At 55.4% G+C, this 12,790-nt stretch carries 11 protein-coding genes and 1 tRNA gene; 4 read left to right on the top strand and 8 right to left on the bottom strand.

Annotated elements, in window-relative coordinates; translation table 11 throughout:
- The first annotated feature begins 99 nt into the window (after nt 1–99).
- Nucleotides 100–702: an RdgB/HAM1 family non-canonical purine NTP pyrophosphatase gene (rdgB, locus tag GVI59_RS10535; protein WP_173574241.1), complete on the top strand. Its 603-nt coding sequence runs from the start codon at nt 100–102 to the stop codon at nt 700–702.
- A gap of 177 nt (nt 703–879) precedes the next feature.
- Here rdgB and rpoH read toward each other — a convergent pair whose 3' ends face one another.
- Together rpoH and GVI59_RS10525 are read right to left on the bottom strand one after the other, a co-directional pair.
- Complete coding sequence (gene rpoH / locus GVI59_RS10530) at nt 880–1,770, bottom strand: RNA polymerase sigma factor RpoH (protein WP_173574240.1); 891 nt, start codon at nt 1,768–1,770, stop codon at nt 880–882.
- A gap of 248 nt (nt 1,771–2,018) precedes the next feature.
- The gene (locus GVI59_RS10525) at nt 2,019–2,996 is read right to left on the bottom strand and encodes an RluA family pseudouridine synthase (protein WP_173574239.1); all 978 of its coding nucleotides are present in this window, start codon (nt 2,994–2,996) and stop codon (nt 2,019–2,021) included.
- A 47-nt stretch (nt 2,997–3,043) separates the two neighbouring features.
- On the opposite strand from GVI59_RS10525, the gene GVI59_RS10520 reads away from it, so the two are divergent.
- Both GVI59_RS10520 and GVI59_RS10515 read left to right on the top strand, forming a co-directional pair.
- The gene (locus GVI59_RS10520) at nt 3,044–3,391 is read left to right on the top strand and encodes a hypothetical protein (RefSeq protein WP_173574238.1); all 348 of its coding nucleotides are present in this window, start codon (nt 3,044–3,046) and stop codon (nt 3,389–3,391) included.
- Between the two features lie 81 nt (nt 3,392–3,472).
- A tRNA-Glu gene (locus tag GVI59_RS10515) sits at nt 3,473–3,548 on the top strand.
- 235 nt (nt 3,549–3,783) lie between these two features.
- On the opposite strand, the gene GVI59_RS10510 is transcribed toward GVI59_RS10515, so the two are convergent.
- From GVI59_RS10510 to GVI59_RS10485, 6 genes are all read right to left on the bottom strand, one after another.
- A complete protein-coding gene (locus GVI59_RS10510; protein WP_173574237.1) occupies nt 3,784–4,827 on the bottom strand; it encodes a heme-dependent oxidative N-demethylase family protein in 1,044 nt (347 codons plus the stop codon).
- Nucleotides 4,828–4,838: 11 nt separating this feature from the next.
- Nucleotides 4,839–5,789 carry a PDR/VanB family oxidoreductase gene (locus GVI59_RS10505; protein ID WP_173574236.1) on the bottom strand — a complete coding sequence of 317 codons (951 nt, stop codon included), beginning with the start codon at nt 5,787–5,789 and terminating at the stop codon, nt 4,839–4,841.
- Entirely contained in the window at nt 5,782–6,327 is a 546-nt protein-coding gene (locus tag GVI59_RS10500) for a dimethylamine monooxygenase subunit DmmA family protein (protein ID WP_173574235.1), read from the bottom strand. Before GVI59_RS10500 ends, GVI59_RS10505 begins: the two co-directional genes overlap by 8 nt.
- 43 nt (nt 6,328–6,370) lie before the next feature.
- The gene (locus GVI59_RS10495; RefSeq protein ID WP_173574234.1) at nt 6,371–7,504 is read right to left on the bottom strand and encodes an aminomethyltransferase family protein; all 1,134 of its coding nucleotides are present in this window, start codon (nt 7,502–7,504) and stop codon (nt 6,371–6,373) included.
- A 195-nt stretch (nt 7,505–7,699) separates the two neighbouring features.
- Nucleotides 7,700–9,076 carry a flavin-containing monooxygenase gene (locus GVI59_RS10490; protein WP_173574233.1) on the bottom strand — a complete coding sequence of 459 codons (1,377 nt, stop codon included), beginning with the start codon at nt 9,074–9,076 and terminating at the stop codon, nt 7,700–7,702.
- 57 nt (nt 9,077–9,133) lie between these two features.
- Nucleotides 9,134–11,368 carry a DUF1989 domain-containing protein gene (locus tag GVI59_RS10485; RefSeq protein ID WP_173574232.1) on the bottom strand — a complete coding sequence of 745 codons (2,235 nt, stop codon included), beginning with the start codon at nt 11,366–11,368 and terminating at the stop codon, nt 9,134–9,136.
- 419 nt (nt 11,369–11,787) lie between these two features.
- Between GVI59_RS10485 and GVI59_RS10480 the strand changes: the two genes are divergently transcribed.
- Nucleotides 11,788–12,738: an ABC transporter substrate-binding protein gene (locus tag GVI59_RS10480; RefSeq protein WP_173574231.1), complete on the top strand. Its 951-nt coding sequence runs from the start codon at nt 11,788–11,790 to the stop codon at nt 12,736–12,738.
- Nucleotides 12,739–12,790: the final 52 nt, after the last annotated feature.

Here is a 12,790-nt window from a genome sequence, read left to right as displayed (position 1 = left end):
AATCCGATTTCCCTCTCCGTTGCAGGAAGAGTGTGGAGAGGGTTACCTGAGGTCTGAGACGGGTCTGACAGAACGGGTCATCAACACAGCGGAGATCGCATGAGCGCACACTTACCACTGAAGCAGGGCAGCCGTCTGGTTCTTGCCAGTCACAACAAAGGCAAACTGGCCGAGTTCGCTACTCTTCTGGCGCCTTACGGTGTGGAAGTCGTGTCTGCGGGCGAGCTGAATCTGCCGGAGCCGGATGAGACGGCCCTGACCTTTGAAGGCAATGCCCGCATCAAGGCGGAAGCAGCGGCGAAGGCCACAGGTCTCCCTGCACTCGCGGATGATTCCGGTCTCTGCGTGTCGGCTCTGGGCGGCGCGCCGGGCATCTATTCCGCGCGCTGGGCCGGACCGGACAAGGATTTCGCAGGCGCAATGCGACGGATTGAAGAAGGGATCGACGGCGATGAACGGGAAGCGTGGTTTATCTCCGTCCTGTGCCTCGCTTTCCCTGACGGCGCGACCGAGTGCTTTGAAGGGCGCATCGACGGCACCATCGCGCCGGAACCCCGTGGTGCTGCCGGGCACGGGTACGATCCGATTTTTGTTCCTGAGGGAGAAACACGGACATTCGCCGAGATGAGCGATGCGGAGAAAAACGCCATCAGCCATCGGGCGCGCGCTTTTGAGGCGTTTCGGAAAGAGTGTCTGGGGTAAGGCTTTGTAGCAGGGTATTGCCCTGCCCCCGTTTATGTCTGGGGTCTCCGGAAGGCCCGCTCTTCAAAGCGCGTCTCTTCACAGTCTCAGACAAAAACACAAAGAAATTTTGGTGAAGCTTTTTTCCAAAAACTTCAGAAGGCATCGCCCCATTCAAAAAAGGCGATGCCCTGAAACCTACTGCGTCACAGCTTCTTTCTGCCGACGCGCTTCAATGTCTTCCTTCATGTGGGCCTGCACTTTCTCGAAAGCCCGCACTTCGATCTGACGCACGCGCTCGCGTGAAATACCGTAGTGCTGAGCCAGTTCCTCAAGCGTGACAGGCTCGTCTTTCAGACGACGCTCTTCGAAAATGTGACGCTCACGTTCATTGAGCGACGCCATCGCGCTGGAGAGCAGAGCCTTGCGGTTAGAAAGCTCCTCATGCTCGCCGAGCATGTCTTCCTGATTGTCGCCGTCATCGACAAGCCAGTCCTGCCACTCGCCATCTCCGTCACTGCGAAGAGGCGCGTTCAGACTGTGATCGCCAGCAGCCAGACGCCGGTTCATCGCCACGACATCCTGCTCAGGCACACCGAGCGTCCTGGCGATATGATCGACCTGTTCCGGCGCCAGATCCCCGTCATCAATCGCCTTCATCTCGCCCTTGAGACGGCGCAGGTTGAAGAACAGCTTCTTCTGGGCGGAGGTGGTCCCCATCTTCACCAGCGACCAGCTGTGAAGGATGTACTCTTGAATCGCCGCACGGATCCACCACATGGCATAGGTAGCCAGACGGAAGCCGCGCTCCGGATCGAACCGGCGGACGGCCTGCATCATGCCGACATTGCCTTCGCTGATCAGTTCGTTCAGCGGCAGACCATATCCACGGTAGCCAAAGGCGATCTTGGCGACGAGACGGAGGTGAGATGTGACCAGCTTATGGGCAGCCTTTACATCCCCCTTGTCGCGCCAGCGACGGGAGAGAGAGGCTTCTTCTTCCGGTGACAGAAGAGGATATTTGCGGATTTCCTGAAGATAGCGGGAAAGGCTGGCGTCAGGTCCAAGGGTTAGAGAGGGTGATGCCATGGAGAAATCTCCTTCATCCCGGCACTGGCCTGTCTTATCCGACTTCCGGAGACTTTGAACGTCGGAGTGATCGGCCTGTGATATCGGGCGACGCAGGGAGTGGATTTAATGTGTCCCCGGCAAGCTCCCCCACTCGGGCAGAAGAAGCCGGGACATCCATTCCGGCGGCCTCATTGGCGCGTCGAAAAGATAGGACCTGTCTAAAGTAAATACCCGAAAAAGTCAAGATTAACAAAAAATTATGTTAGTTAATCACTCGCCAGTATTCTTTCAAGAGTCATGAAATCTTCAGGTGGTGACGTTTCGAAGAGCAGCTTTTCTCCTGTTCCGGGATGCGTGAATCCCAACCGGGCCGCATGGAGCGCCTGCCGGGGGAAATCAAGCGCAGCGTCCCGCGCGTCGATGGGGCATGTTTTCGCGATCGCAGGAATACGCCGCAGATAGAGAGGGTCCCCCATCAGCGGGTGACCGTTAGCGGAGAAATGAACCCGGATCTGGTGCGTGCGTCCCGTGGCGAGACGACATTCCACCAGCGCGGCATACGTGCCGAACGCCTTCAGAACGGTGTAACGGGTCAGGGCTGTCTTACCGCCGCTCCCCACCATCGCCATGCGTTTGCGGTCCCGTTTGTCGCGCCCGATATTGCCTTCATATTCTCCCTTGGTGGGAGAAGGCACGCCCCAGCACAGGGCGAGATAGGCGCGGTCGATCCGTCTGGCGGCAAAATCCTCCGACAGTGCACGATGAGCGCGCTCGGTCTTGGCCGCAACCATCAGACCGGACGTATCCTTGTCCAGCCTGTGCACGATTCCCGGACGCCGTTCCCCCCCGATCCCGACGAGACTTTCTCCGCAATGCGCGACAAGGGCGTTCACAAGCGTGCCTGTTTCATTGCCGGGCGCGGGATGGACCACAAGTCCGGCCGGTTTATCGAGAACGATCAGGTCGTCATCTTCGTAAAGAATGGGAAAGCTGATGGCCTCTCCCACCGGTATGGCGGGTGTCGGTGCTGGAATGTCCAGAATGAGCTCCACTCCTGTGCGGACAGGTTCGGCCGGTTCACGCAGGCAGAGTCCGTTACGGGTCAGACGCCCCTCGTCGATCAGGTTTTTGATACGGGAACGGGACAGGTCCGGAAAGCAGGCCGTCAGCACGCGATCCGTGCGCTGACCGGCAAATTCCTCGGTGATGATCAGGGTGCGTGGCCCGTGGCTTGAAACTGTCATGGGTGTCATTTACAGGCCGATGGCATCAACTGTGAAGGAATGACGGCATGGAGCAGAGCACTTTCGCACGGCGAGGGCTGTTTGCGGCCGTCATCGGCATGGGAATCCTGATTATTCTGGGGGTCGGCGCGCTGGTGGCGATCATTATTCACCGGATGTCGCACCCACGCGCACCGGTCGCCGCTCCCGCGGGCATTTCCTTGCCGGTTGCAGCGACAGCCATACAGCCCCAGACTTTTCTTCTGCATGAACCGGCTGGAACCCGGATTGAGCAGATTGCCTGGTCGAATGGCACAGTCATGGCGGTGCGCCTGAGCGGTGGGGGGCCGGATCGGATCGTTCTGTGGGATACTGGCGCAGGGCGACCTGTCGGCGAGCTTGATCTCGCTCAGTGATCAAGCATCCGCACTGATTATTTTTTAGCAGAATACTTGTGTTGGTGCGTCGCTTGCCGTAAGAACCCGCCCACGGCCAATGTCCCATTCGTCTAGAGGCCTAGGACACCGCCCTCTCACGGCGGCAACAGGGGTTCGAATCCCCTATGGGACGCCATTGATCTTTCTACATAAATGGATGAAAGCGATAGCGTATTAGTGGTTAGCTGCACCACTACAGGTCGAAAGTGTCTACGACGTTTCGTAGATAGGTCGGATCAAATTTCAAATAAACACATCATAGTGTTTGTTGCCGAATCGGCTGCCAGCCAAGTCACATAGCTAAGCGATCAGACTCTCATCAGCATGAGAGAGAATGACAGAGGCATACTCAAAACTGCGAACCTGCCATCTTACTCAGGCTGAATACCTACCGATAACGGCGCACCATCATCATGCGGTCGTAAAAATTCAACAACTGTGGAACGATAAAGATCCAGCCCTTTGTAGGAAGCCAGCGCCGGATCAAGATCGCGCAGGACGCGGTGCAGACGTTTTCGCCATTTTGGCACTGTCATGATGTCTTTTATCGGTAAAAGATAACAACGGATCGCGAAGAGGATCGCATTGGAACGCGGCAGGCGGTAAAGCGACTGAAGCTCAACACGCAGATGCACTTTTTCCGCTACGTTTTCAGGCGTGACCGATGCGCGATCCTCGCCCCAGATCATGTAATTTTCCGGCGACGTATCAAGTCGGGGATTGATCGTCATGGTCCAGTTCAGACGCCTGACCGGACGTCCGTACTGAAGCATCAGCAGAAACCTGAGACCACGATCGAAAATTCCCATTTCAGAGGCCTTGGGAACAGGCGCATGCCACTGGCGAAAGGACATGCCCATGTCGAATTTCAGTGACCAGTCCGCCTGCGATGTGACCATGCCGCCATCCATCCACAGATCGTTTTCACGCTGGTCATGGAGCGTAAAATCTCCCTGCATCTGACGCGCCATGTATTCGAAAGGCGCCTGCGGAAGCGTGGCTTCGTCGCCAAACACAAAGGACTGGCTGATATTCAGAAGATGATTTTCCCAGCGCCAGTCATTACCCTCTTTCTTCAGGGTAAAATGCCCGGGATAGTCTGATGACAGACTGTCCATGCCCAGTTCGAGAAAATCCCATTCTGCATCGCGCATATGCGGCAATACCATGCAGCGTTTGGGATCTTCCGCAAGAATACGTGCTTTCTCGGCGCACTCGCCAATATAATGCTCATCGACATCGAATGTGTGGCTCATGGCCTCCACCGGACCGCCGCGCACATGCGGTTCGACATTCATCGAATACATGTAAGTATCTTCAGGAAACGGAAAGGGAAACCGGAGAATGGTTTCCTCACTGTTTTCGACATGGAATGGAGGACGGTAACTGTCCCGGACATGCGTCTGACCGCTCATGACTGGCCTCCTTAAAGATCAAGGGTGAGCGTGTCCGTTTTCGCACGGGACACACAGGTAAGAATAACGTTGCCCGAGGCGCGTTCCGCCTCCGTAAGCACATGGTCACGATGGTCCGCCTGTCCGTCGAGCACGGTCACGGCACATGCGCCACACGCGCCGCCCCGGCACATGCAGGGAGCATCCACATCAGCCTGTTCCAGGGCTTCCAGCAGCGTCTCATCCGCCTTGACCGCTACCCTGCGGCCACTACGTGCCAGAATGACCTCAAACGGCCGTCCTCCCTCCGGCACGAAGAAATGTTCGGAATGCGCTTTCCCCGGAGCAAAGCCGCACCGATGCGTGGTTTCTTCCACCCATTTCATGAACCCTTCTGGTCCGCAGAAATAGACATGGGTCGCAATCGCCTCATCCTGCAACCAGTCAGCAAGACCGACCTCGGACGGCAATTCGGTGTGCACGAAAACCCGGACCTGATCCTGATCGGCCAGCAATGCTTCAAAAGCCGGACGTTCTTCCGCGCGGCAGAAATGATGTAGTGTGTAATCCGCCCCGACAGAGCGCAGTTTTTTCAGATAGGAAAGAAAAGGAGTGATTCCAATTCCCGCGGAAAGCAGCAGGTGACGCCGTGCTGTTTTCACAATCGGAAAGAGGTTCGCTACACTTCCGACCCACACGGGCAGTCCAGGTCGTCCCTTTTCGTGCAGGAACCGCGAACCACCCCGTGACTGCGGTGCGAGACGGACTATCACCGTCAAGTCCCGTCCGTCTTCCGAACGTTCCACGATGGAATAGGCGTTTTTGTAGACTTTCTCACCATCCTCGAATTCAAGGGCGGCATAACTTCCCGGTGACACAGGCGGGAATGTTTGCTTCTGCGCGCTGAGCACAAACCGCCGCAATGTTGGCGTCAGACTTTCGACACGCTCAATGGACGCGGGGAAGCCCATTCGTTCAGCCATGAGTCGCCGCCTCCATCGCCTCAATCACCACCGCTGGTTCACCCGCTCCCATATAGGCGCCGAGAGCACGGGAATAATGGTCGCGGACGGACAGTTCGGTGGCGCATCCCTGACACACCAGCGTGTCACCACTCACCCCGTCATGAAGCGTGTCGCAGTGCACGCAGAACACGCGCCGCTCGAAACCGGCCGGTTCATCAAGAAAGATTTCCCCACCACACAGACCGGCACCATCCGCCACTTTCGCCACCTGTGCGAGAAAAGCCGGTCGGCCGGCCGCATACAGCCGGAGCCCCACCTTTTCACGCGACAGACGATAGGCGAGCCTTTCCAAAAGGTCGGCAGCAGAACGCATCCGCACATCGCATGTGTCTGACTCAGCTTTTATCAGACTGCTGTGCTCGATGGTCCAGACCTCGAACACGGCAGGCTGTTCACCTTCCGGAAACGCCTGTGTCGCGTTTTCACGGACAAACAGGTGGCGTCGCCCATCGGGATCAAAGGTCAGAGGCCGGTACGGAAGCTCACTTGTTCCCATAAGACCTTTTTCCTTTCCAAAAGGGTCATGACGGAACGGGATATCATCCCTTTACTGTCCGCTTCTTTTTCTCAGGATCGTCGAATGGGAGCGTATGGGTTACACCCGGCAGTTCCGTGTCTCCAGAACGCACCACAATATGTTTCCCCGGTGTGGCGTAAGGCACGTCCATCCGCGCCAGCGCCATCGATTTTCCCGTCAGTTTCGAAACCATGGCGCAGGTGACAACGCCAACCTTGCGCTCACCATCATAAACAGCCGAACCTTCCTTGGCCGCCACATCACCATCCAGCAGCAGACCAAATATCCTGAAACGCTCTTTTCCCTTGAGCGCGAAGTGGGCCGGAGCACCACGGAAATGCGTCTTGCCAGGACTGACGGTAAAGTTCAGGCCCAGTTCCCACAACGTGTCGCCTGCCAGATCCTGTTCAAACGGATACATTTCCGAATTGTCGTAAGGATAGAACAGAAGATAGCTTTCGACACGCAGCAGATCGAGCGCGGTAAAGCAGACCGGCACGATACCATCGCCCTTTCCGTCTTCCAGAATACTGTCCCAGATCAGCGGTGCATCGACCCCCTTGCAGAAAATCTCATATCCACGCTCTCCGGTATAACCGGTGCGAGAGATCATGACCGGCGCGCCGAAAAGCGTGGTCTGCATATGGTGAAAGTAGTTAAGCTGCCTGATTCCGGGAACATGACGCTCAAGAAAATCCACCGCCACCGGCCCCTGCAGCGACAGGTCATGCAGATCGTCATCGAACAGCATGGCGGCGTTACGCCCCACAACCGCCTGCGCCAGCATCTCATGCAGAGATCCGGCTCCATGCACCACCATCCAGCTATTGGGCCCGGTGCGGTAGAGAACGCAGTCATCAATGAACTTGCCTGAATCATTGAGCGCTGTGGCGTAAACCGAGCGCCCTGGAGTGACCTTCTGGAGATTCCTGCTGGTTGCATAATCAAGGATTGCTGTTGCGTGCGGTCCGACAAGATGGACTTTCTTCAGGCCTGAGACATCCATCAGGCCCGCCTTCGTACGAACGGCGACGTGATGATCCCGTACATCAGTGGAATAACTCCAGGCCGTCGCCATGCCGTTCCAGTCTTCAAGACCCGAACCAAGGGCACGGTGACGATCGGCAAGGGTGCTTGAACGCCAGCTTGTGGTCATGTTTGCAGCTTCTCCCGGCTCACCGAGCCTTTACTTCGAATTGACATCGCAACAAATAATATCAGGAAAACCATGCAGCCCGATTGCATTATCGGATATATAAGTTTTCCTTACAAAGGAAACATCATATTAAAAACAATGATCTTTCAAATTCTTTCAGGACATCATCTGAACTGGCTGATGTCCTGAGTCGTGTTAGCCCGCACTGACCTTACGCTGGGGTTCGGCCACAGGAGCAAGAAAAGCCTCAAGAGAATCATCCAGCGCTTTCATCCATACCGTATGGTGCGGAGGCGCCATTGTGCCGGTCAGGACGGATGGATAGCTTCGGTCCCTGAAAGTCATGATGCCGTCACCCTTGTCATGCTTCCACTCTTTGAAGATCTCAGCCACCTTATCGAGATCAAACGGTGGATAATCAGTATATTTCATCAGATCACGGACGTAATCCGTCTGGAAATCGATCTCCTGATAGGCGTCTTCAAGCGCCTCTTCGCGCTTGCGCCATACATGGGTATCCGCCGTCATGTCCGCCGCCGTAGGCAGTTCAAGACGTTCCATAATCACATCACGGGCGAACCACGCCTGAGCATCAAACATATTGAATGTGTAATACTGATCCTGCATCCCAAGATAAAGCAGATTCGGATTGTCGATCCAGCAGACGCCTTTGTACAGATCCAGTGGGTACAGACGGTTATTTGTTTTCAGACGCAACGTATCTGGCAGGAAGGGAAAATGATGCTTGTATCCCGTGCACAGAATGATGGCGTCGACCTTGCGGGTTTCTCCGTCACTAAAATGGGCTACATTTCCTTCCACTTTTTCAAGAAGCGGGTGCTCCGAAAAACCTTCCGGCCAGTTAAAACCCAGAGGACGGGAGCGATAGGAAAAGATGATCGACTTCGCGCCGTATTTGTAACACTGCGAAGCGATATCTTCCGCAGAATACGAACTGCCGATCAGAAGAATGTCCTTACCGGCAAATTCATTCGCATCCCGGAAATCATGGGCGTGCAGGATACGACCGGGAAACAGATCAAAGCCCGGAAAACTGGGGACATTGGGGGTGGAGAAGTGACCGGAAGCACAGATGACATAATCAAAACATTCTGAATAAACATGACCGTTCGCAAGATCTTCAACTGTGACGATGAAATGTTCCGCATCCGCATCCCACTGCACCTCCCTTACCGGCGTGCTGTAACGCATGTCGCCCTGCAGATCATCACGCTTCATACGGCCCAGAATGTAATCCAGCAGCACGGCACGAGGCGGATAGGACGGGATGGGACGACCAAAATGCTCTTCAAAGGAATAGTCTGAAAATTCAAGACCCTCCTTCGGGCCGTTTGACCATAGAAAGCGGTACATGCTCCCATGCACGGGCTCTCCGTATTCATCGAGCCCCGTACGCCAGGTATAATTCCAGATACCGCCCGCCGATGACTGCTTCTCAAAGCAGACGACATCAGGAACATCATGTCCCTGCTTACGCGCCGTGCTGAATGCTCTCAACGCAGCAAGTCCGCTCGGACCCGCGCCAATGACTGCCACCCGCTTTTTTGTCATGTTCGTCAATGCTCCTTACAGGACGATCAGGCTCGCAAACCTGTTTCTGGTTATATTTCAGGATCTGACCCGTGTTTTTTTGGGGTCATAAGCCGGAAAAGATGTAACCTTCACCGGTATTCTCTTTCGAAACCCGTCAAGTTTTCCGATTTCCAGTTCCTTTCCAATTTCCGCTACCGATACATCGACACGTGCGAGCGCGATGTTTTTCCCCAGAACGGGAGAGTTGCACGCGCTTGTCACGACACCGACCTTCGCCCGCCCTGAATAGACAGCGTCTCCGTGATCAAGCCTGTCGTTCATATGAGTTTCCAATCCGATCAGACATTGCCGCGGATTTTCACGTCTCCGCAGCAGGGTCTCACGGCCGACATAGTCCTCGATCTTGGCCGCAGGCACGGCAAAGCCAATGCCTGCCTCGAATGGATCCGTCTCCGGACAGAACTCGTAATTGGCAAAAGCCAGTCCGGCTTCGATACGCAGCCAGTCGAGAGCGTCCAGCCCGAGAAGCACCAGTCCTTTCGGCTTTCCGGCCTCCCAGATCGCATCCCACACGGCAGAAGCCTGCTTGGGGTGACACCAGATTTCGTAACCAAGCTCTCCCGTGTAGCCGGTTCGTGAAACCACAACCGGAATTCCCTCCGGCCCACCAATGCGCCCGATGGTAAACCGAAACCATTTCAGGGATTCGATGTCCGGCTGTGTCGGACAGGTCCAGATCAGAGGAGCCAGAATTTTCCGACTTTCCGGCCCTTGTACTGAAAGATTATGCAGCTGGTCCGTAGATGCACGAATACGGACATGCAGTCCCCGCTCATCAGCCAGCTTGCGGAGCCATTCACCGCAATAATCATCGCCACAGACAAGCCGGAACGCCTGCGGCGCCAGACGGAACACGGTTGCGTCATCCAGCATACCACCGTGCGGATAACACAGCGCCGTATAAACCACCTGCCCTACAGCCAGCTTACGGATATCGCGCGTCACAGCGGTCTGGAGTAGCAGTTCGGCATCCGGACCTGTGATTTCGAACTTGCGCAGAGCCGACAGATCCATGACGCAGGCTTTTGTCCGGCAGGCCCAGTATTCGGAAACCGGACCATAGCCTTCGAAATAGGATGGCAGCCAGAAGCCTTTATACTCGACAAACTTCGCGCCCAGCGCTTCCAGACGATCGTGAAAACCACTTTGGCGTGTCATGACGGGTGGAGATTCGGGTGTCATGCGATGCGTCACCCCCTTCGGAAAACGGTTGTTCCGGTCGTAAATACGGATGTGAATGTCGGTGGGTATCCAGCCGTTTGCGGACGTCACATCATCAGCGCACGATGAAGAGGCGCAGACGAGATCCTTCTCCGCCCTGAGCAGCACATAGTCTCCGGGCCGGGACCACGGTTCCTCGCCCACGATCGTTCCGCATTCGAGAACCTGCGTGTTGAAGAAGAAGTTGATTGCGGGCCACCCACTGCGGGGAACAATCCCCTCCACTTCAAGAACATTGTTGAAGTTTTCAGTGCAGTTGGCATGGCCGGGATAGCCGCCATCGTCATAATATTTGGCTGTGCAGGCCAGAAGAAATGCATCGTGACGGCCTACCGTGTCCTGCACGATCTCGACCATCGGCTGCATGTGCTCATTGAGAAACCTGGCGTGCAGTCCCGGTGTCGGCATGACGTTTCCCTGCACGGTCCGGGTGGCGGTCGCATCCAGCCCGCACTCCCTGCCCTCTTTCAGCGCCAGTGCATCGAATGCGAGAAAATCGGAGCATTGCCGACCTTCAACATCGATGATCTGGATATAGTCGCCCTTGCGGACACGGTAACTCACAGCCGAGGCCGCAGGCACGCATATCTCCTGCACGACAGGTCCGAGTGGGGGCGGCAGTCGTGACGTGCTGTCAGTTGCATACATCACCACGTCCACACGACCGGGAGCCTCAGAGCTTTCAGGCAGCATATCGTCCGCAGGAGCATCGACCACAATGTTTCCATCCTGCAGCACCGCAACACTGACAGCCTCACCCGGCGCAGCGTCTGCGCCCAGAACGACAAAGGAAACCTCGTCTCCTTCCAGAAACTCGGAAAGGGCCTCACTGGAAAAGCTGTGCGCGGTTTCTGCTCCCGAAGAGCATTCCAGCATACCCCGCGCAGCAAACACGACGGCCGCCTGCCCTCCATCAACGCCCAGAATTTCGAGGCGCTCACCTGCGGTTACCGAAAACTTCTGAGCGCTGCTTCCTCCATTGATCCGATGAGAAGATCTTTTCGGAGCCTTCACAAGAAACGCGGTCATGATCGTCGCCCTCGATACGTTGCCGATCGGAAATAAAAGGAAGCATGCGGCAGGGCTCACAACAATAGTGCCATTTGGCACCATTCACCCTGAACGGGCAGTCATCCGCCTCTCATACGGACGCAGACATGAAACTCCATTTTTCCATTCTACTGAAAGGAATTTTTATAGAACAAACAGGGATCCTACCCAGGCATACCGCCGAATCCGTTTCGATATAAAAACATTACTCAGGAGTTTCAGATTCTTTCAAAATTTCGCTATATCATTGCTTTGAAATAGAAAAATACTTCATCAACCTTCGTAACCAGAAGAATTATCTAAGCCCGCATATAAATATATCTTATATATAAGAATTAACTGTTGCTGTTTCTGTCTTGCGGTTACTAGGATTTACCCAACATCATTATGGAAGTGAAATGATGATCAGAAATCTGCTTTGCATCTCACTGCTGGGCGGCCTTTGCCTCATGGGCCGCTCCGCCATCGCTGCACCAGAATCCCACGATCCGATCAAGATCACTCTCAATGACTGGACAGGTGAACTGATAACCGCCCATATCATGGGCGATATTCTGAAAAAAGCTGGATACAACATTGATTATGTGCCGGCCGATTACCTCGCCCAGTTCAGTGGCATGGAAAATGGTGACCTCACTGTCGCCCCCGAAGTCTGGGCCACGACAGCGCAGGAAGCTCTTCAGGCCGCAGTCAAAACCGGCAAAGTGGAAGATCTGGGTTCTTCCGGAATGCAGGCTCGTGAAGAGTGGTGGTTTCCGGAATACATGAAGGAAAAGTGCCCGGGCCTGCCCAACTGGGAAGCTCTCAAAAAGTGTGGCGAGGTTTTCAGCACGCCTGAAACCGACCCCAAGGGGCGTTATCTCGGCGGTCCTTCGACCTGGGGCGGACATGATGAGGAGCGCATTGAAGCGCTCGATCTGCCGTTTGAGGTCGTACATGCCGGCACGGACGCCGCGCTGTTCGCCGAGCTTAAAAGCGCCTACGAACGCAAGGCTCCCATCATTCTGTGGATCTACACACCGCATTGGGTGCCCATCAAATACAAAGGGGAATTTGTTGAATTTCCCCGTTACGAACCGGGTTGTTACGAAGATCCCGGCTGGGGAATCAACAAGGACGCCAAGTATGACTGTGGCAAGCCTTACGGCCCTATCTGGAAGGCCGTCTGGTCCGGCATGAAGGACAAGTGGCCGGGCGCATACGCCATCATCAAGAATTACAAGTTCGACAACAAAACCATGGGTGAGCTTGACGCCCGTGTGGACCTCAATGGCGAAAAAGTCGAGGACGTGGCTCAGGACTGGGTAAACAAGCACGAAGACGTGTGGAAAGCCTGGCTCAGCAAGTAACGACTCTCCTCCGCGCAGTCCCGCCGGGACTGTCGGAGGCATCCCCTTTCCG

Source organism: Acetobacter sicerae, assembly GCF_011516765.1.
Taxonomy (GTDB): Bacteria; Pseudomonadota; Alphaproteobacteria; order Acetobacterales; family Acetobacteraceae; genus Acetobacter; species Acetobacter sicerae.
Note: the sequence above shows the minus strand (reverse complement) of the source record. Positions and strands in the feature narration are given on the sequence as shown.